The organism is Ideonella sp. (assembly GCF_041287625.1).
Classification (GTDB): domain Bacteria; phylum Pseudomonadota; class Gammaproteobacteria; order Burkholderiales; family Burkholderiaceae_C; genus Ideonella.
On the sequence record NZ_JBGGNH010000015.1, the window covers coordinates 207,355 to 226,118 of the forward strand.

An 18,764-nucleotide genomic window follows, 5' to 3' on the forward strand; every position below is an offset into this window, starting at 1 on the left:
TTCGTGGCTCATCTGCAGCCAGGCAGCGCCCTGCCTCGGGCAGGGCGCCCCGTCATCACTGCTTGATGACGGACACCGACATGAAACGTTTGGTCGGCGCCGAGCTGACCGAAACCACCACGCCGCCGTAGACCATCTGCACGTTGCCGCTGCAGGTGTAGGCGCCGCCGGTGGACGAGGCGCAGCCATTCGCTTCGCGGTAGCGCATGCCCGTGAACGGGGCGTTGTAGCTCAGCGTGTCGGTGTGGCTGTCGGAGGCGAATTGCCGCGTCACCTTGCCGGCCGAGGTGTCGACCGCCGTCACGGTGTTCGAGTCCTCGGTCACGGCGCCCAGGCCGCTGTTGTTGATCTGGAACTGCCAGTAGGCCGACACGCGGCCCACCTCCGGCAGCGCGGCGGTTTCCTTCGCGGCCAGCAGGGTCACGGTGCCGTCCGGCGCCTGCGCGACCAGCAGGTTGCGGCCGGTCGAGTTGCGGAACGCGAACACGCGGTCCTGCGAGACACCGCCCTCCATGTAGTCGAAGCCGCCTTCGGCATTGGCCACCAGCGCCCCCTTGCTGCTGCTGTCGACCACGCAATGGCCATGGCCCTGCGGGCAGTTGTTGGAGACGCCGTTCTGGCCGCTGGCGCTGAATTCGGTGTCACCGAAGTCACCGACAGAAGAGTCGAACTCCGGCCCGTACTGCACGCGGGTGTACTGGCCAGCCAGTGCAGCCACGTCCAGCTTCTGTTCGGGGATCGCCAGCCCGGCGGCGCCATCGGCGCCAGTGCCGGTCAGCAGCACCACCAGGCCAGAGCGCGAGACCAGCGCGCGGGTGGCGCTGCCGTCGTTGATCGTGTAGTCGCAGGTCGCGTTGCGGGTCAGCGAGTAGGTCCCGTCGGCTGACTTCGCGGTCAGCGCGACAGCGTCGATCTGGATCAGGAAGTTTTCCCCGCCAGCGAAGTCCAGCACGCGCAGCGTGCCGCTCTTGAGTCCGGCACAGTCCGACGCCGCAGGCGCCAACACGGTGCCCAGCGTGGCGCTGCTGGTGTCACCACCCGAAGCGCTGGTGGTGGAAACCGCGGTGGTCAGCTCGGCCAGCGTCGTGCCAGCCGCGCTGATGGCGCTGCCCAGATGGTCCAGCACGCCGTCGTAGCCGGTGCCGCTGCCGGCGCTCAAGGCGCCGCCGACGATGTCGCTCACGTTCGTGGTGTCGATGCCGGCCGCCGTCAGCGTCAGCAGCAGGCTGGTCTGAGCCGTCGTGACATCCGCGGCGCTGATGGCCGTGGTGGCGGTGAAGCCGTCGACGAAGGTCTTGGGGTCGGTGCCGGACAACTGGGCCACCAGCAATTCGCTGAGCGGGGTGATGTTCGAGGTGGTGTCGGCGGTGCCGGTGCCTGCGGCAATCGAATGCAGCGCCGTCAGTAGGTCGGCACTGGTCGCCGTCAGCACGCAAGGCAGCGTGCCGTCGGTGATGCTCACGGTGTAGACGCCGTTCGCATTTGCGGTAGCCGTTGCACTGCCCGCGGCGCAGGTCACCTGGATGGCAGCGTTGGCCATCGGCGCCCCGACGGCCGCCGTGCCGGTCACCTTCAGCGCCGAAGGCGTGGGGGTAACCGGGGTCACCGGGGTCCCGGTGTCGCTGCCGCATGCCGTCAGCACGGCAGCCGCTGCCAGGGCACTCAAGGTGGCCGCTTTCGCAAAAGGTCGCTTCATCGAAAAGTCCCTCTGAGGAGTTGTTGTGGCAGGGTCGACCCAGCACCTGGGCTGCCGCTGCCGTGTGTGTCCCCTTTTCGGCCGGCACCAGGCAGACGAAAGTGACGCAATGCACGCTTGTGCATTTCTTTCACCAGAAGCCTGACGAACGACGCCTCAAGCGCACACCGATTGCCCCTGTCCCGCAACAGCCAGGGAATGCGAGGAGAAGCCATGAACAGCAACGAAGGCGAGCAGCAGGGTTACCCGACCCCGGCAGATTTGCAGCAAGGACGGGTGCCCATCCTGTCCACGCTGGCGATGGCGGCGGTGGCAGTCGCCATCGGCGTGGCCGGGCTGACGGGTTGCGCCGACGGCCTGAGCAATGTTGGCTTGGCCGGCGACGACACTTCGCGCGGCGTGGGCCCCGACCCAGCGCTGCCCGCGCCGCAGGCCCGCCTGATTCCCATGGTCAACATCGCCGTTGCCACCGGCCAGGTCGGGCTGCAGGCCGCGCAGGGCAAGAAGGCGCGGCCGTCGGGCACCGGGCTGGAGCGCCAACGCTGGCTTTGACGGTCTGATCCCGGGCCTCGTACAACCGCGGCGTGCGGGACCTCACGGCCCTCTACGGCAGCACCGTAGCGGCAAGTTGCACCTTCAGACGGGAAAATTCACAGCAGCTTTGCACCCTTCAGGGGGATGTCCCTCGAATGAGCGCAAAGCTACCTTTCGCCTCCACGAATTTGCTTCCTGGAGGCCGCGATGTCGTTCGAGCTGTTGCTGACCCTGTCTGCCCTGGCCATGATCCTTTGGATCATTTCGCAGTTGCACCGCATCGAAGCCAGGATGGACGACCTGCTGTCCATCTTCGGCATGCCCGCCAAAGGCGACCCGGCCCGCCCCTCCGCCGAAGTCCAGGCCCTGGCCGCCGCCGGCCAGCGCATCGAAGCCATGCGCTGCCACCGGCGGCAGACCGGCGCGGACGTGCGGCAGGCGATGAAGGTGGTGGACGAGCTGGTGGAGCGGCACAAGGCGGATTGAGCACGGCGGCGACGCTTGTGCCATGCCGCTTTGATTGCGCCGCACCTCATGGCCCAATGCCGGTTCCCATTCAGGAGGAACCTTGGGCAACTCGAACAACGACTCGGCGGCCACTGCGCTGGCCGCCAAGCTGATCCGCAACTTCCGCCAGGCCGAGCTGCAGCACCGCGTGCGCGAGCCGCTGTATGACAGCCACAGCGTTCGGCTGGCGCGGGGCACGGCCGCGCAGGGGCTGGGCTTGTCGGTGGTGACGGTGGCGCCGGGCAAGCGGGCGTCGCCTTACCACCTGCACCACGCCGAAGAGGAGATGTTCATCATCGTCTCGGGCAGCGGCACGCTGCGGGTGGCCGGCGAGATGCTGCCGCTGGTCGAAGGGGACGTGGTGTTCATCCCGCCGGGCCCCGAGTACCCGCACCAGATCATCAACACCTCGGACCAGCCGCTGGCCTACCTGGCGATCAGCAACCGCTGCAAGGTCGAGGTTTGCGAATACCCGGATTCGGACAAGTTCCAGGCCGATGTGTCGACCGACGCCGGCACAAGTTTCGAGGCCACGCGGCGGCGCGGCGACGAGCTGGACTACTGGGACGGCGAGCCTTGAAAGCCGGCTGCGAAGCCAAGGTCGCAATGCGATGATCGCCAGTCACCCGACGGAGAAGCCTTGCTCATGCCGCCCATCACCACCCTGCTGCTGTTCGCCAGCGCCGCCTTGCTGATGGCGCTCACGCCCGGGCCGAACATGGCCTACCTGGTGTCGCGCGCCTTGTGCCAGGGCCGGCGTGCCGGGGTGACGTCCTGGCTCGGCGTGGTGCTGGGCTTCACGGTGCACATGTGCTCGGCCGCGGTGGGCCTGAGTGCGCTGTTCATGGCGGTGCCCATGGGCTACGAGCTGCTGCGGCTGGGTGGCGCGCTGTACCTGCTGTGGCTGGCCTGGCAGGCCTTGCGGCCCGGCGCGGGGTCGCCTTTCCAGCCACGGGCCATGCCGGAAGAATCGCCCGGCAAGCTGTTCATGATGGGGCTGCTGACCAGCATCCTGAACCCCAAGGTGGCGATCTTCTACCTCTCGGTGCTGCCGCAGTTCGTCTCGGCCGAACACGGCTCGGTGCTGACGCAAAGCCTGGCTTTCGGCACGCTGCAGGTGCTGATCGGCGCCACGGTCAACCTGCTGTTGACGCTTTCCGCAGCGCGCATCTCGCTGTGGCTGGCCGCGAGGCCGGTGTGGCTGGCGGTGCAGCGTTACCTGATGGGCCTGGTGCTGGGTGCGCTGGCGCTGCGGCTGCTGGTTCAGCGCCGGGCCTGACTAGGGCGGCGCCACGCCGCGACCGCCGCGGTCCAGCGCCAGCGGCACGCGTTCCAGCTGCTTGAATGCGTCGGCCTCGGCGCTGTAGTCCCAGCGCGCCAGCCAGCAGAAGCCGGGCTGCCGCGCAGGGTCATGCTGCAGCACGTTGACCGAGTTCGGCGCACCGGCCCGCACCCGCGAAGACAGTGCGGTGCCGGCCTGCACCACCCACAGCGGCCGCACGCCGTCCTTCACCTGGCAGTGGTAAGGCAGGTGGATGTGGCCACCCAGCACCAGGTCTGCCCCGGCGGCAGCCCAGGCTTCGATGGCCGCCGCCGCGCCGCGGATCTGGTTGTTGTGGTCATGCCCTTCGCCCACATGCAGCGGCTGGTGCAGCACCACGATGCGCAGCTGCCCTGGCCTGGCCTGGTGCAGCTGCACGGCGACCTCTGCCACCTGCTCGGCCGACAGCTGCCCGTGCTTGTGGCGCCAGCGCCGCGTCGTCTTCACGCCAATGACCAGCGCGCCGGGCAGCGCCAGCGGCGCCACCGGCAGCGGGCCGAAGGCACGCTCGAAGCCGCGGTAGGGCCAGGCGATGCGCGCTGCCAGGTTGAACAGCGGGATGTCATGGTTGCCGGGAATGACCAGGCGCTGCGGCACGTTGAGCGCGTCGGCAAAACGGCGTGCCGCTTCGAATTGGGCGCGGCGCGCACGCTGCGTGATGTCGCCGGACCAGATCATCGCGTCCGGCGCCAGCTGCTTGACGAAGCGCTGCAGCGCAGCCGCCACGGCCGGCACCTCGGTGCCGAAGTGCGGGTCGGAGATCTGCAGGAGCACCGTCATCTCAAGCCCGTCATGAAGCCGGCCCCTGGCCGTCCCACAGCAGCTGCAAGGGCTGCGGGCTGACGCGGAAAACCAGCGGCGTCTGCATGTGCATCACCTCGCCGTCAATCGCCACCTTCAGCCGCGCCTTGCCGCTGCCTCGCGCCGGCCGCACGGTCAGCTGGCGGAAGCCGAAGCTGGTGACGTGCTCGGAGCCACCCAGCCGGCCGAGCGCACCGCGCAAGCCCAGGCCCAGCAGCGCCAGCGGGCCCACAGGGTCGACCATCACCGCGGCCAGCCGGTCCTGGTCCAGCAACGCACCTTCCTCGATGCCCACCTGGTCCAGCTGCAGCCGGTTGTTGCCGACGAACAGCGTGCTGGTGCGCGCGCTGCGGCGCTGGCCGCCCTGCTCGATCTCGATCAGCCACTGCCCACGCCGGCTCAGCACCGTGGCCAGCGCGGCGAACAGCGCCACGATGCGGTTGCGCCCATAGTGCCGCTTGTAGGCCTCGCGGTCTTCCAGCAGCCGGGGGTACAGGCCCAGGCTGGCATTGACGAGGAAAGCGCGGTCGTTCAGCAGGCCGACCTGGATGGGCCGCGGCTGTGACTGCAGCAGGCGCCGCGCCGCCTGCTCGGTATTGGCCGGAATGCCGTGCGCCCGCCCGAAGTAGTTGAAGGTTCCCTGCGGCAGCACGCCAAACGGCAGGCCGCTGGGCAACACCGTCTGCACCACCGAATTGATCGTGCCGTCTCCGCCGGCCGCGATCACGGCCCCCTGGCGCGCCTTGGCCCAGCCCAGCGCCAGCGCGGCCTGACTGGGCAGGTCCGCACCCCGCTCGGCCATGAAAAACGCATGCTGTCGCCCTGCCTCGGCGAACAGCCGGCGCAGCACCGACAACCGCTGCGCCAAAGGCTCGCGGCCGGAGCGCGGATTGAGGACCACGGCCAGCGGCAAAGCGCTGGCCTCCGGGTTCGTGCCGAGGGTCGATGCGGAAGCTGGCACGATGTTCATGCCGGCATTCTGGCCAGCCACCCGGCGCTTCCCGCCACCTGCGCGCCGCATCCGGCTGTAGGAAGGCGCCTCACACGCCACCAAAAAAAATGAGCCAACATGCCGCTTCATCTCGCCCAGCAGCCCGGGCGGCGATGGCATAGCATGCAGTGAACCGGGTGCCGCATCCCGTCCATTCCAGAAAGCCATCGCCATGAACACCCGCCACAACCGCAAGACCCAGTCGCTGGCCACCCAGTCCGCGGAGCTGGCCATGGCCGTGCCGCAGGTGATGGCGCATCGGCTGACGCGCATGGCGCTGGCCGGAGCCAGGCCCTCGGCGCGCGACCAGCGTGAGATGAGCGAGATGGTGAGCGAGAAAAGCACGGCATTTTTTGCCTCCTGGTCGGCCATGGCGATGGAAAGCATCCGCACCCAGCAGGCGCTGGCCACCTCGGTGATGGGCATGTGGTCGCCCGCTGGATGGGGCCAGGCCTCGATGGGCGCACTCGCCAGCCAGATGCACGGGGCAGCCCTCTCGGTGCTGGGCCACGGCCTGCGGCCGGTGCACCGCAAGGCGGTGGCCAACGCCAAGCGGCTGGCGCGCACGCCGTTGCGCTGAACAAGGCGTTCGGCCAGGCCTCCCTCGGCTTGGGGATCGGCGCAGGTGGTGGAATGCCGCAAAATCGCGGCCGTCCCGCGCGCCTGCGCGGGACCCACACGGATTCAGGCAGGCGCAGACCTGCCTCGCACCGCCATGAAAACCGGCCCCGGCGCTCAGTGCGCGCAGGCCATCGAGGGAGTTTCCAAATGCCATTTGCCGGCCTGGGCCTGCACATCCTGCTGGCGCTGTTCTGCGCCTACCACGTGGTCCGCTCGGGCCAGCAGCTGTACTGGCTGTTCATCCTGTTCATGTTCCCGCTGCTGGGCAGCCTGGTCTACCTGTTCGCGATCTACCTGCCGAACTCGCGGCTGGAGCGCGGCGCAATGCGGGCCGTGTCCGCCGCCGCCAGGGCGCTGGACCCGACGCGCGAAGTGCGCGAAGCCCGTGCCCGGCTGGAAGAAACGCCCACCGCGCAGAACCAGATGCGCCTGGCCGCCGCGCTGCTGGACAACGAGCAGGCCGAAGAAGCCGCCAAGCTCTACGAGGGCTGCCTGAAGGGCCCGTTTGCCTCCGACCTGGAAATCAAGTTCGGCGCCGCGCGGGCCTTCACAGATTGCCAGCGCTACCCGGAAGCGCTCGCACATCTTGCGGAGATCCGCCAGCGCGACGCCAGCTTCCGCCGCGACCAGGTCGCCCTGCTTACCGCGCGCTGCCTGGCCGGCACCGCACGTGCCAGCGAGGCCCGCAGCGAGTTCGAAAACGCCGTGACCACACACGGCACCTTCGAGGCCTACGCCGAATACATGATCTGGACCCTGGCTGTTGGCGACGCCTCCACCGCCGCCCGCCTGCAGACCGAACTCGACAAGATCACCCACCGCTGGAACAAGATGTCGCGCGAGCTGAACGAGCCCATCGTGCGGCGCCTGCGCGCGGCGCAGCAACTGGCGCAGCGCCAAGGCTGAGGGCGTGGCACAGCCCAAGCCGGCCCTGCGCACCACCAGCACGCCGGCCGAGGCGCTGCTGCTGATGGCCTGCTGCTTCGGCTGGTTCATCTTCTCCTCGCTCAGCATCATGAGCCAGAGCGGCAGCGGTGAAGCAGGCGCCCAAAGGATGTCGGCCGGGTTCACCGATGCCATGCTGATCAACCTGGTGGTGATCGAGCTGGGCCAGAGCCTGATCGCGCTGTCCATCCTGCGGGTGCGCGGCTACGACCTGGCCAGCCTGTACCCGCAGCCCACCCTGGGTGGCTCGGCACAGGGCGTCTTGCTGTATGTCACCGCCTGCATGATCGCCTTCGCATTGTCGGGGCTGTTCACCGGCACGCTGCACGAGCAACCGATCGCCCTGGCGATGGCTCAAACCCACGTGACACTGCCTGTGGTCGTGTTGATGGCCGTGGTCAATGGCGCTTTCGAGGAAGTGTTCCTGCTCGGCTTCCTGATGCGCGGCATGCGCCAGCACGGCCTCGCCATTGCGCTGGGCTTGCCGCTGCTGGTGCGGGCACTGACGCACGTCTACCAAGGCCCTTACGGCGTCGTCAGCGTGCTGGCCTTCGGTCTGGTGACGGGACTCGCGTATGCGCGCACGGGGCGGCTTTATCCCGTGGTGCTGGCCCACGTGCTGGGCGACATCGTGCCCTTTGCCTTCCTTTGACTCGACGCAATCCCCACAACAGGCCGTGCAGGCCAATCGCCCCTACTTTCATCGCATGCCCTACGACCTGATCCTGTTCGACCTCGATGGCACGCTGAGCGATCCGGCCGTGGGCATTGGCCGGTCGATCAACCATGCGCTGCTGCACCACGGCCATGTGCCGCTGCAGCCACACGAGGTGCCGGGCTGGATCGGGCCGCCGTTGGACGAGAGCTTTCGTGGCTTGACTGGCGGGGGTGACGAGGCCTTGGTGCTGAGCCTGGTGGCGAAATACCGCGAGCGCTACGGCGAGCTGGGGTATGCCGAGAACACGCTTTACAGCGGCGTGCCGCAGGCGCTGCAGGTGCTGACGGACGCGGGTGTGGCGATGGGCGTGTGCACCTCCAAGCGGGTGGACTTCGCCGAGCAGATCCTCGAGATGTTCGGGCTGCGGCACTTCTTCGGCTTTGTCAGCGGTGGCGACGTTGGCGTGCACAAGTGGCAGCAGATCGCCGCGCTGCGCGAGCGCGGCGTGATCAAGGGTCCTGCCGTGATGGTGGGCGACCGGGCGGTGGACCTGATCGCCGCGCGGCGCAATGGCCTGCACGGTGCCGGCGTGCTGTGGGGCCACGGTTCGCATGCGGAGCTGGCGGCCGAGCAGCCGCATCACCTGTTCCGAGAACCGGCGGAGTGGCGGCAGCTGCTGGGCGGCTAACCGTGCTGGGCGAAATGGCTGGCGCTTGCCGTTCGGGCCTGAATTCAGCCTGAGGGCACATCGCTTGCTGCCTCGGAGCCATCCCCTGGCTTTCCGAGGAAACAGCAATGCCCACCGTCAATCGCCTGACCCCTCCAAGCGAGGACCTGAGCGCCTGCATCGCGGCCTGCGAGGCCGCACGGCGCGCCTGCGAGAACTGCGCCGCCGAAGACGCGCGCGATGGCGACCCGATGATGGCCGCCTGCATCCTGATCAACCTGGACTGCGCAGCGATCTGCAGCGCCACGCTGGGTGCGCTGGCCCGCGGCTCGGTGCACCACGGCGACTTCTGCGCGCTGTGCGCCCATGTGTGCACGGCCTGCGCCGAGGAGTGCGGCAAGCACGACCATGAGCATTGCATCCGTTGCCGCGAGGCGTGCAAGCTCTGCGCCGAGGCCTGCAAGCAGCACGCAGGCGAGCGCCACGCGATGTGACGCCGGCCGGCTGAGGCGGCCTGCGGGGCCGCTTCAGCGCCTGGTCATTTCCTGGTCTTGAGGGGCTTGCCGCCCCCGGCCTTGGCCGGCAGCGGCTTTTGCGCCGGCTTGGCATGCGGCGCGGTCTTCGCGGCAGCTTCGGCATCCGAGTGGCCATCGCCCACCGGGTCGGCCGACTCGTCCTCGGACGCCTCGCCCATCATCTCGCGCTCGCTGCGGGCAATGATGGCCAGGTCCTCGTTGGCAATGGCTTCGTCGTCCTCGCCGGCATCGTCCTCGTCGTCCAGCACGTCTTCGTAGACGGCTTGGTCGAGCGCGTCTTCGAGGGCGTCGTCCTGGTCGGCGTCGCTCGCGTCGCCGATGCTGAAGACGCGGTCAACCGAGATGTCGCTGGCTTCTTCGCCGGCGTCGGAGCCGGCGCTGCGGCGCTCACCGGAGCCGCCGCGGTCGCTGGTGGCACCGTGCAGGCTGTCGACCGGCATCAACGGGCGTTCGAGGTCGCGGCCCAGCGCCACATCCACCGGCTCGTTCGGATCGCCATCGCCCAGTTCGTCCACGCCGACCATGTCGCTGCCGCTGTCGGAGCTGTCGCCCGGTCCCAGCGCGGCGTTGTCGCGGCCATCGGCCTCGCGGTCGGCTTGTTCAATGCCCAGCAGGCTGCTGCGTCCCATGTGTGTCTCCTTGGCCTGTCGGCCGATGCAATGAATCGGAAAGCGCCGGGGCGCCGGATGCTGCCGGCAGGGCTCAGTGCGCGGCGCCGGCGTATTGCAGCCGGTGGGTGGGAAAGCCCATGGCCTTGGCGCGGCGGGTGAGTGCCTGCAGCGCGCCCTGCGAGATCTGCGGCTGGCGCGCGAGCACCCAGAGGTATTCGCGCGAAGGCGTACCGACCAGCGCGACCTGGTACTCGGCGTCCAGCGCCAGCACCCAGTAGTCGGCCCAGACCATCGGCAGCCAGCGCAGCCAGGCCGGCGCGAAACTGAGCTTGAGCTGCGCGTTGCCGCTGTTTGGCACGACCTTGGCCACGCCCAGTGCCTCGCGCGCTTCGCCCTTGGCGCCGCTGCAGCGGTTCAGCACGGCGACGCGCTCGCCTTCCAGCCGGTAGCTGGCCGTGGGCTGGTCGGCGCAACCGGCCTGGAAGGCCATCGGCAGGCGCGCCACTTCGTACCAGGTGCCCTGGTAGCGGTTCAGGTCGACCGAAGGCACGCTGCGCACCGGGACGGCCGGCGGGCCGGCCTGCTCGCCGCCGGCCGTGCCGATGGCGCTGCCCGGCTCGGCCTGCGCACGCTGCCACAGCCACAAGGTGCCCAGCGCCGCCACCACGCCCAGCGCCAGCGGCAGCAGCCGGGGCAAGCCGGACGAGGCCGCGCCGTCGGACCAGGGCGCAGCCCGGCCGCTGGCGCAATCAGGAGCCTGTGCCTGTGCCTGCGCCATCAGCGGTCTCCGGTCTTGGCCAGCGCCGGCTCGGGCGGGCGGATGGCCGCGCGCTCGCGCTCGTCGCCCGAAGGCGTCTGGGCGTCCAGCCCGCGGTCGGGCGACTCGGCCACCTGCGGCAGGTCGCCCTCGTGTTCGATCAACTCTTCGATGATGAAGTGGCCGTAGAGCTGCGCCCGCTCCGCCCCCAGCGGCTTGACCTGTTCCGCGATCTCGCGGGCATGGTCCGCATTGCGCACCTTGATGATCAGCCAGTGGTAGCCGCGCTCGGCCAGCGCCTGGTGCGCCTTGACCAAGTTCAGTTCCTGGCCGATGGCGGCGACGCTGCTGGCGCCGGCCAGGTCGTGGTCGATCTGCTGCAGCATCTCGGCCGGGGTGTAGCAGTGGATGGCTTCAGGCGGCTGCTCGGCCTGCTCGACCGCACTGCGTGCCGCCTGGGCCTGTTCGGCCGAGGGAAAGGAGATCACGACATGGCCCACCGGCTTGAAGACGCCAAAGCTGGTGGGATGCTCGGTGGTGCTGGTGGTGCTGGTGGTGCTCATGTCGGGGCCTTTCTGCGGCGAAACGTCCCTTTCGGCGTGGCAAGCGATGTGCCGCCCGCAGCCTTTGCACTGCGCTGGCCATGCGTCAGCAGGGCCATCAGCTGGCGCTCAGCCAGGCTCAGGCCGCGAAGCGACTGCGGCGCCTGCAGCCAGTTGGCGGCCAGCAGTTCGCACGCGGCCTCGGCCTCGAACAGCGCCAGCACGGCCGGGTGGACGTAGCTCTTGCGGCAGACGGCCGGCGTGTTGCCCAGCCGCGCGGCGACTTCGGCGATCACCGTGCCCAGCGTGCCGCGCGGCAGCTTGCCTTCGGCCTGGCAGTGCGCCAGCGCCAGCTGCAGCGCCAGCACGCTGCCGTGCCAGGTGCGGAAGTCCTTCGCGCTGATCGCCTCGCCGGAGGCCTCCTGCAGCCAGCGGTTGACTTCGGCCGAACCGACGCGGTGCACTTCGCCGGCCTCGTCCTGGTACTGGAACAGCTCCTGGCCGGGCAGCTCGCGGCAGCGCCGCACGATGCGTGCGACACGCGGGTCGCTCAGCGCCAGCGCATGGCGCACGCCGCTCTTGCCCTGGAAGCTCAGGCGCAGCGCGTCGCCCTGCAGCCGCGCATGGCGGTTCTGCAGCGTGGTCAGCCCGTAGGACCCGTTGTCGCGCGCATAGGCTTCGTTGCCGATGCGCACCCAGGTCGTGTCCAGCAGCCGCACCAGCGTGGCCAGCACACGTTCGCGGGTGGGCGTGTCGTCACCGCCCAGGCGGCGGCGCACCTTGTCGCGCAGCGGCCCGAGCGCCAGGCCGAAGCGCTGCAGCGCCTCGTACTTGGACTCGCCGCGCTGGCGCTGCCACTGCGGGTGGTAGCGGTACTGCTTGCGGCCGCGCGCGTCGCGGCCAGTCGCCTGCAGATGGCCTTCGGGCAGTGGGCAGATCCACACGTCCTGGTAGGCAGGCGGGATGGCCAGGCTGCGAATGCGCGCCAGCGTGTCCTCGTCGCGCAGCACGCGGCCTTCGGCGTCGCGGTAGCGGAAACGGCCGGGCGCGCCTTCGCGGCGCAGGCCGGGCATCGTGTCGCTGACCCAGCAAAGCGAGCGGGCCCTGGCCTGCCCGGCCTCGTCGGCCGGCGGCTTGGGGCGGGACATCCGGGTGGCAGCCATCGCGGCCATCCTCGCCAAAGGTTCAGGCGCGCTCGCGCAGCGCCGCGGCGCTGACGTCTTCCGGCGCAGGCTCGGCGTCCCCGGCCGCGGCTTCGGGCTGCGGGCCAGGCTCGGGCTTCTCGACCGGAGCCGCCACACTGGCGCTGCCGGACTCGGCCGCGTAGTCCTTCAGCCGGTTGTAAAGCGTCTTCAGGCTGATGCCCAGGACCGCTGCGGTGCGCTCCTTGTGATGATGGAAGTGGCGCAGCGTGGCCAGGATCAAGGCCTTCTCGGCCTGGGCCATCGAGCTGCCGACCGGCACCACGACCTGTTCGCCCGCAGCCGGATCGTGCAGCAGCGCGGCGGCCTGGGCCGGCACGGCATCGACCAGCGGGGGCGGGGTTTGCGCGTCGGCGGCAGGCAGCCATTCTTCGTCGATGTCCTCGTCCATCGCCATCACGTAGGCGCGTTGCACCACGTTGCGCAGCTCGCGCACATTGCCAGGCCAGCGGTAGGCGGACAGGCGGTCCAGCGCGCGCGGCGTGAAGCGGCGTGGCGTGCCCTCGTCCTCGCCAATGCGGGCCAGGAACTGCTCGGCCAGCAAGGGCACGTCGCTGAGGCGGTCGCGCAGCGGCGGCAGCCCGATCGGGAACACGTTGAGCCGGTAGTACAGGTCCTCGCGCAGCTTGCCCTCGGCCACGGCCTGCATCGGCGGCCGGTTGGACGCCGCGATGACGCGCACGTCCGTCTCCTGCGCCTGGGTGGAGCCCACGCGCATGAAGCGACCGGTTTCCAGCACACGCAGCAGCTTGACCTGCAGCTCCATCGGCATCTCGGTGATCTCGTCGAGGAACAGCGTGCCCCCGCTGGCACGCTCGAAGAAGCCCTGGTGCTGGCGCTCGGCGCCGGTGAAGCTGCCTTTTTCGTGGCCGAAGATCTCGCTCTCGAACAGGTTGGGGGAGATGGCGCCGCAGTTGACCGCGAGGAACGGCTTCTTCCGGCGACGGCTCAGTTCGTGCACTGTCTGCGCCACGACTTCCTTGCCGGTGCCGCTCTCGCCGGTCACGAAAACGGTGATGCCGGTGCCGGCCACGCGGGCAATCTGCTGGTAGACCCGCTGCATGGCCGGCGAGCGGCCCCACAGGCTGCCGAAATGGCCGCTGCGGGCCAGCTCGTCGTTCAGGTCGGCGACCTCGGCCTGCAGCACTGCCGGCCTCATGTAGCGCGACAGCACGCCTTGCAGCTGCTTCATGCCGATGGGCTTGACGAGGTAGTCCGCCGCACCCACGCGCAGCGCCTGGATGGAGGTGTCCAGGCTGGCATGGCCGGTCACCAGCACCACCTCCGAGCGGGCCACCAGCTGCGGGTCGGAGCTGAACAGCTCCAGGCCGCTGCCATCGGGCAGCTGCAGGTCCAGCAGCACGATGTCTGGCCGCTGCAGCGCCAGTTGGCGCCGCGCCTCGGCCAACGAATGGGCCAGCGACACGGTGAAGTGTTCGCTTGCCACCAGCGCGCGCAGCGAGGTCGCAGCGTCTACATCGTCGTCAACAATCAGTACATGGGCCACGGGGCATCACTCTCGACATGTGCAGGGTTACGCTTCGGGCAGCGCCGCCACGCACGGCCACGCTGCATCTGGGGATGCACAACCCGTTTTTTACGCGGCTTTGGCGCCGCGGCTTGTAGGCGGGGAACGCGTCTTCAGGGCGGCCAGAAGCCCGATGAACAGCCGATGACGCCCGGCTCAGCCCAGCGGCAGCCAGAGCCTGAAGCAGGCGCCCTGCGGGCCTGCTTCGGCCTCGGCCCAGCCACCCTCGGCCTGCGCCAGGTGGCGCACCAGCGGCAGGCCCAGGCGCTGGGCAAAGCCGCTGCCGGTGGCCGCCGCGGCGGGCGCCCGCCTGGCGGGCCAGTCGAACCCCTGTGACGCGCCGGCCGCCGCAGGGCCGCCCGGCACCATCAGCTCGATGCACGCCTGGCCCTGCACCGCGCTGGCACCCAGCCGCACCGGGCCGGTGGCGCCGTGCAAGGCGTGGCGCAGCAGATTGCCCAGCATCAACGCCAGCCGGCCAGGCTCGACCCGCAGCCACAGCGCTTCGGCCGGCAGGGCCAGCACCACGGCCTGTGCCTGTGGCTGCAGGCCTGCCAGCACCGCCTGCAGCAGCCCGGCCAGCGCCAGTGGCGGTCGCGGCGCCTGCGGCGCTTCGCTGCACAAATCGCCCAGTGCCTGCAATTCGTCCAGCAAGGCTTGCAGCCGGGCGGTCTGGCGGTGCAGCAGCGCCACCGCGCCGGGCCGCAGCTGTTCACCGTCGCGGTCCAGCAGGTGGGCGGCATTGGAGATCACGCCGAGCGGGCCGCGCAACTCGTGGCCCAGCAGCGCCAGCAGCGGCCCGGCGGGCAGCACCGGCAGCGCAGGCTGCCGCGTTGGCACTTCGCAGGCAGGGGAAGGTGGCGACGGAGGAGGCGGCGTGGGGCTCGGCATCGAGGCCGGGTTTACCACGCTTTGCGCGCCTGCAGCGCAGGCACGCCGTTCGCCCTGCAAGCCCAGGGGCTGCGCACGCACGCCGGCTCCGCTGCAGAGACCTGGCTGGGGAAGTCCAAGCGCCATGCTGTTTCCGTTGATCCGCAACCGACGTTGGTGGCTCGCAGGCGCCTTGATGCTGCCTGCCGGCCTGGCCTTGACCTGGTGGATGGGCGCCAGCGGCGCGTCCGGCCCGCCAGGCCTGTCGGCCAGCAGCCGTGGCCCGGTGTGCTGGCTGCTGGCCGGGCTTGCGCTGGCCTGGGGGCTGGCGTGGTGGGGCCAGCGGCGCGTGATGCGGCCGCTGCGCCGCCTGCAGGCCAGCCTGCAGGCGCTGCAAGCCGGCCAGCCGCTGCCGGCCGGCAGCACCGGCCTGGCGGCGCTGGACGAGCCGCTGCGCGCGCTGGCGCTGGCCGCCACGGTCTCGCGTGAAGCCCAACAGCAGCTGCAACAGCGCCTGGAAGCGGCGCAGGACCAGGCCAGGGAAGCCGAGCAGCGCGCCACGCAGCGCCAGCGGCTGGACACGCTGGGCCGGCTCGCAGCCGGTGTCGCGCACGACGTCAACAACCTGCTGGGCGTGATCAGCAACAGCGCCCACCTGATCGGCCGGCTGGCGCCGCCGCACAGCCCGGTGGCGCAACCGCTGGCGGCCATCCTGCGCTCGGTCGACAGCGGCAGCCGGCTGACCCAGCGGCTGCTGCACCTGTCCGACCGCCACCCGCTGCAGCCGCGGCCAGTGGACCTGGCCCGGCAGCTGGACGAGACCTGCGAGGTGCTGCGCAGCGTGCTGGGCCGGCGCATCACGTTGCGCTGCAGCGTGGCCGCCGGCACCTGGCCGGTGCAGGTCGACCCCGACGCGCTGGAGCTTGCACTGGTGCAGCTGGCGCTGAACGCCCGCGACGCGGTGGCCCAGCAAGGCAGCGTGTGGCTGCGCGCCCGCAACGCCGGCCCGCAGGACTGCGCGGGCCTGCCCGCCAGCGCCACGCGGGCGGTGCTGGTCACGCTGGACGACGATGGCTGCGGGCTGGACGAAACCCTGGCCGAGCGCGTCTTCGAGCCCTTCTTCAGCACCAAGCCGCTGGGCGAAGGCACCGGCCTGGGCCTGACCCAGGTGCAGGCCTTTTGCGCGGAAAGCGGTGGGCTGGCGCAGCTGGCCAGCACGCCGGGGCTGGGCACCACCGTCTCGCTGTTGCTGCCGGCCGCCCGCACCGCCGCCGCAGTGCCGGCCCGCCGCAGCGGCACCGAGGAAGCCATGGCTGGCGCCCGGGTGCTGGTGGTGGACGACAACGAGGAACTGGGCCAGACCACCGGCCTCCTGCTGAGCTGCTACGGCTGCGAGGTGAGCTGGGCCGCGAACGCCGCAGAGGCGCTGCAGAAGCTGGAAGACGAGCCCTTCGACGCCCTGCTCAGCGACGTGGTGATGCCTGGCGGCATCGACGGGCTGACGCTGGCCCGCATGCTGCGGCGCGAACGGCCGACGCTGCCGGTGGTTCTGATCAGCGGCTACAGCGCCGCGCTGGCCGAGGTGCATGACTTCATCGTGCTGCGCAAGCCCTGCGCGCCCGGCCCGCTGCTGGCCGCGCTGCGCCGCGCCATGGCAGAAAAGGCGATGCCGCGGGAAACCCGGCGGTAAGCCCTGCGGCAAACCGTGCCATGCCATCGGCCCACCGAGACACCACCTGCAGCACCGCTGCCACGCCCGGCTGCCGGCCGATGGGCACACGGCTTGCCGAAACGGGGACAGCGGCCCGCAATTGGCCGATCAAGGAAACGCCGGGCCGTCCCAAGTTTCCTTGCCCCTCAAACCGGAAAACGGAAGGACATCATGGACAAGAACGACATTACCAAGACCCTGGATCGCCTCGTGGAAACCAGCAAGGACGGCGAATTCGGCTTCCAGACCTGCGCCGAACATGCCAAGGATCCGGCGTTGCGCCAAAGCTTCCTGACCCGCGCGGCCGATTGCCGCCAGGCCGCCTCCGAACTGCAGAGCGTGATCCGCACCCTGGGCGGAACGCCCGAGGACGGCGGCACCGCCAGCGGCGCCATGCACCGCGGCTGGGTCGCCGTGAAGGGCACGCTGGCGGGCTACACCGACCTGGCGCTGCTGGAAGAAGCCGAGCGCGGCGAGGACGTGGCCCTGGGCGCGTACCGCAAGGCACTGAAGGAAGACCTGCCGGCGGACATCCGCATGCTGGTCCAGCGCCAGGCCGATGGTGCACAGCGCAACCATGACCAGATCCGCGCGCTGCGCGACCAGGCCCGGACCATGAAGGCCTGAGCGCCCCACCGAGTGCTGACGGCCGGTTGATCGATCCGGCCGGCACCAAGGCCTGCGCGAGCGACTGAGCCCCGCTCCCGCAGGCCTTGCCTTGTCTGGCCCCATGTCCGGCCGCTGGCGCAGAATGCTCGCCAGATGGATTGAACCAGCAGCCAGCACGGCTGCATCGGAGTACGCAATGGAGTGGGAACGAGGCCGGCGCAGCGACAACGTGGTCGAGGCCGATGACGATGGCGGCAACGGCGGCGGCGGTGGCTTCCGTGTGGGCGGTGGCACAGGGCTGGGCATTGGCGGCGTGGCCGTGGTGCTGGTCATCAGCCTGTTCACCGGCATCAACCCGCTGCAGCTGCTGGGCCAGATGTCCGGCGGCGGCAGCGTGCAGCACCAGGCCCCGCCGCCGCGCGAGGCCCACACCTCGCCGGCGGCGAAAAACCCGCAGACCGAGTTCGTGCGCGCCATCCTCGGCGACACCGAGGACACCTGGGGCGCGATCTTCCGCGCCAGCGGCAAGCAGTACCGCGACCCGACGCTGGTGCTGTTCAATGGCGGCGTGAATTCCGCCTGCGGCTACGCCCAGTCGGCGGTCGGCCCGTTCTACTGCCCTGGCGACCAGCGCGTGTACCTGGACCTGAGCTTCTTCCACGACATGGAGACCCGCTTCGCGGCCTCCGGCGACTTCGCCCGCGCGTATGTGATTGCCCACGAGGTGGGCCACCACGTGCAGCGCCTGCTCGGCACCTCCGCCAAGGTCGACCAGGCGCGCCAGCGCGGTGCCCGCATGGAAGGCGCCAATGGCCTGTCCGTCCGCCTGGAGCTGCAGGCCGATTGCTACGCCGGCGTGTGGGCCAACAACGCCCAGCAGCGCCTGCACTGGCTGCAGCCAGGTGACCTGGAATCCGCACTGCGCGCCGCCACGGCCATCGGCGACGACCGCCTGCAACAGCAATCCCGCGGCCAGGTCGTGCCCGACGCCTTCACCCACGGCAGCTCGGCGCAACGCGTGAAGTGGTTCAGCACCGGGTACGACAAGGGCGACCCGGGCGCTTGCGACACCTTTGCAGCCAAGCAGCTCTGAGCCCGAGCTTTTTGCCCCGGCTTCATGATTCGCCCCGCGCAAGATGCAGACGCTACGGCGATTGCATTCATTCGAACCGAAGCAATTCGGCAACTGGCGATCCGCGCCTACGAGCAGCCGCAGCTGCATGCCTGGTTGCAGGCACCGTCTGCCGGCGAGCTGAACGCCAACACCCGCAAGCTGACCCTGGTGGATGAGTTCGCCAGCCAGCTGCGGGGCTTCGCGCAACTCGACCTGGCATGCGCGGAAATTGCGCGGATCTACGTTGCGCCAAGGCATGCACGGCAGGGTGTCGGCATGGGCTTGTTGCGTGAACTGGAAGCGCAAGCCAGCCGGCACGGCCTGGATCGACTCGTCATCGACGCCACGCTGAATGCCGTGCCGTTCTATGCGCATGCCGGCTACCGGGTGCAGGCCCGCGTGGTTCATCGCCTGGCGGGTGGCATCGACTTCACCTGCATGGCCATGGAGAAAGTCCTTTGACCGTCAGCCCTCGCGATCCCCACGCTTGAATCGCAAACACCGCGAAAACACTGGTGCCGTCCACGCACAGCGCGGTGCCGG

Annotated in this window: 22 protein-coding genes; 13 read left to right on the forward strand and 9 right to left on the reverse strand. The window is 69.9% G+C overall.

Annotated features, from left to right (window positions below):
• Positions 1-55 precede the first annotated feature (55 nt).
• Positions 56-1,696 (reverse strand): hypothetical protein, encoded by a 1,641-nt coding sequence (locus ACAH41_RS05160; RefSeq protein ID WP_325652999.1) that lies wholly within the window; start codon positions 1,694-1,696, stop codon positions 56-58.
• Positions 1,697-1,909: 213 nt separating this feature from the next.
• Here ACAH41_RS05160 and ACAH41_RS05165 point away from each other — a divergent pair, with 213 nt between their 5' ends.
• From ACAH41_RS05165 to ACAH41_RS05180, 4 genes are all read left to right on the forward strand, one after another.
• Positions 1,910-2,248: a hypothetical protein gene (locus ACAH41_RS05165; RefSeq protein WP_325652998.1), complete on the forward strand. Its 339-nt coding sequence runs from the start codon at positions 1,910-1,912 to the stop codon at positions 2,246-2,248.
• A gap of 189 nt (positions 2,249-2,437) precedes the next feature.
• Positions 2,438-2,716 carry a hypothetical protein gene (locus ACAH41_RS05170; protein WP_325652996.1) on the forward strand — a complete coding sequence of 93 codons (279 nt, stop codon included), beginning with the start codon at positions 2,438-2,440 and terminating at the stop codon, positions 2,714-2,716.
• An 82-nt stretch (positions 2,717-2,798) separates the two neighbouring features.
• Entirely contained in the window at positions 2,799-3,317 is a 519-nt protein-coding gene (locus ACAH41_RS05175; RefSeq protein ID WP_325652994.1) for a cupin domain-containing protein, read from the forward strand.
• Between the two features lie 66 nt (positions 3,318-3,383).
• Positions 3,384-4,016: a LysE family translocator gene (locus tag ACAH41_RS05180; protein WP_325653087.1), complete on the forward strand. Its 633-nt coding sequence runs from the start codon at positions 3,384-3,386 to the stop codon at positions 4,014-4,016.
• Here the strand turns inward: ACAH41_RS05180 and ACAH41_RS05185 are convergent, their stop codons facing one another.
• Together ACAH41_RS05185 and ACAH41_RS05190 are read right to left on the reverse strand one after the other, a co-directional pair.
• Positions 4,017-4,838, reverse strand: coding sequence for a metallophosphoesterase (locus tag ACAH41_RS05185; protein ID WP_325652993.1), 822 nt, complete (start codon positions 4,836-4,838; stop codon positions 4,017-4,019). It abuts the gene before it with no gap.
• 10 nt (positions 4,839-4,848) lie between these two features.
• Positions 4,849-5,829, reverse strand: coding sequence for a diacylglycerol kinase family protein (locus tag ACAH41_RS05190; protein ID WP_325652991.1), 981 nt, complete (start codon positions 5,827-5,829; stop codon positions 4,849-4,851).
• 193 nt (positions 5,830-6,022) lie between these two features.
• On the opposite strand from ACAH41_RS05190, the gene ACAH41_RS05195 reads away from it, so the two are divergent.
• The 5 genes from ACAH41_RS05195 to ACAH41_RS05215 all read left to right on the forward strand — a co-directional run bounded on the left by ACAH41_RS05195 (position 6,023) and on the right by ACAH41_RS05215 (position 9,235).
• The gene (locus ACAH41_RS05195; RefSeq protein ID WP_325652990.1) at positions 6,023-6,430 is read left to right on the forward strand and encodes a polyhydroxyalkanoate granule-associated phasin; all 408 of its coding nucleotides are present in this window, start codon (positions 6,023-6,025) and stop codon (positions 6,428-6,430) included.
• Between the two features lie 188 nt (positions 6,431-6,618).
• A complete protein-coding gene (locus ACAH41_RS05200; protein WP_325652988.1) occupies positions 6,619-7,377 on the forward strand; it encodes a hypothetical protein in 759 nt (252 codons plus the stop codon).
• 4 nt (positions 7,378-7,381) lie between these two features.
• Positions 7,382-8,068 (forward strand): type II CAAX endopeptidase family protein, encoded by a 687-nt coding sequence (locus tag ACAH41_RS05205; RefSeq protein ID WP_325652986.1) that lies wholly within the window; start codon positions 7,382-7,384, stop codon positions 8,066-8,068.
• A 55-nt stretch (positions 8,069-8,123) separates the two neighbouring features.
• Positions 8,124-8,762: an HAD hydrolase-like protein gene (locus ACAH41_RS05210; RefSeq protein WP_325652984.1), complete on the forward strand. Its 639-nt coding sequence runs from the start codon at positions 8,124-8,126 to the stop codon at positions 8,760-8,762.
• A 107-nt stretch (positions 8,763-8,869) separates the two neighbouring features.
• Positions 8,870-9,235 carry a four-helix bundle copper-binding protein gene (locus tag ACAH41_RS05215; protein ID WP_325652982.1) on the forward strand — a complete coding sequence of 122 codons (366 nt, stop codon included), beginning with the start codon at positions 8,870-8,872 and terminating at the stop codon, positions 9,233-9,235.
• A gap of 44 nt (positions 9,236-9,279) precedes the next feature.
• Here ACAH41_RS05215 and ACAH41_RS05220 read toward each other — a convergent pair whose 3' ends face one another.
• The 6 genes from ACAH41_RS05220 to ACAH41_RS05245 form a co-directional block, all read right to left on the reverse strand.
• Entirely contained in the window at positions 9,280-9,906 is a 627-nt protein-coding gene (locus ACAH41_RS05220) for a hypothetical protein (RefSeq protein ID WP_325652980.1), read from the reverse strand.
• 73 nt (positions 9,907-9,979) lie between these two features.
• On the reverse strand, positions 9,980-10,666 hold the full coding sequence (locus tag ACAH41_RS05225; RefSeq protein WP_325652978.1) for a lipocalin family protein: 687 nt from the start codon (positions 10,664-10,666) through the stop codon (positions 9,980-9,982).
• On the reverse strand, positions 10,666-11,208 hold the full coding sequence (locus ACAH41_RS05230) for a hypothetical protein (protein ID WP_325652976.1): 543 nt from the start codon (positions 11,206-11,208) through the stop codon (positions 10,666-10,668). The genes ACAH41_RS05225 and ACAH41_RS05230 overlap by 1 nt, the downstream gene beginning before the upstream one ends.
• Positions 11,205-12,350 (reverse strand): DNA topoisomerase IB, encoded by a 1,146-nt coding sequence (locus ACAH41_RS05235; RefSeq protein ID WP_325652974.1) that lies wholly within the window; start codon positions 12,348-12,350, stop codon positions 11,205-11,207. Before ACAH41_RS05235 ends, ACAH41_RS05230 begins: the two co-directional genes overlap by 4 nt.
• 22 nt (positions 12,351-12,372) lie before the next feature.
• Positions 12,373-13,896, reverse strand: a complete 1,524-nt coding sequence (locus ACAH41_RS05240) for a sigma-54 dependent transcriptional regulator (protein ID WP_325652973.1) — start codon at positions 13,894-13,896, stop codon at positions 12,373-12,375.
• A 177-nt stretch (positions 13,897-14,073) separates the two neighbouring features.
• The gene (locus ACAH41_RS05245) at positions 14,074-14,757 is read right to left on the reverse strand and encodes a HAMP domain-containing sensor histidine kinase (RefSeq protein WP_325652971.1); all 684 of its coding nucleotides are present in this window, start codon (positions 14,755-14,757) and stop codon (positions 14,074-14,076) included.
• Positions 14,758-14,932: 175 nt separating this feature from the next.
• On the opposite strand from ACAH41_RS05245, the gene ACAH41_RS05250 reads away from it, so the two are divergent.
• The 4 genes from ACAH41_RS05250 to ACAH41_RS05265 all read left to right on the forward strand — a co-directional run bounded on the left by ACAH41_RS05250 (position 14,933) and on the right by ACAH41_RS05265 (position 18,683).
• Positions 14,933-16,477 (forward strand): response regulator, encoded by a 1,545-nt coding sequence (locus ACAH41_RS05250; RefSeq protein WP_325652969.1) that lies wholly within the window; start codon positions 14,933-14,935, stop codon positions 16,475-16,477.
• 192 nt (positions 16,478-16,669) lie between these two features.
• Positions 16,670-17,125, forward strand: a complete 456-nt coding sequence (locus ACAH41_RS05255) for a PA2169 family four-helix-bundle protein (RefSeq protein WP_325652967.1) — start codon at positions 16,670-16,672, stop codon at positions 17,123-17,125.
• A 178-nt stretch (positions 17,126-17,303) separates the two neighbouring features.
• Positions 17,304-18,200: a neutral zinc metallopeptidase gene (locus tag ACAH41_RS05260; RefSeq protein WP_325652965.1), complete on the forward strand. Its 897-nt coding sequence runs from the start codon at positions 17,304-17,306 to the stop codon at positions 18,198-18,200.
• Positions 18,201-18,224: 24 nt separating this feature from the next.
• Positions 18,225-18,683, forward strand: a complete 459-nt coding sequence (locus ACAH41_RS05265) for a GNAT family N-acetyltransferase (RefSeq protein WP_325652964.1) — start codon at positions 18,225-18,227, stop codon at positions 18,681-18,683.
• Positions 18,684-18,764: the final 81 nt, after the last annotated feature.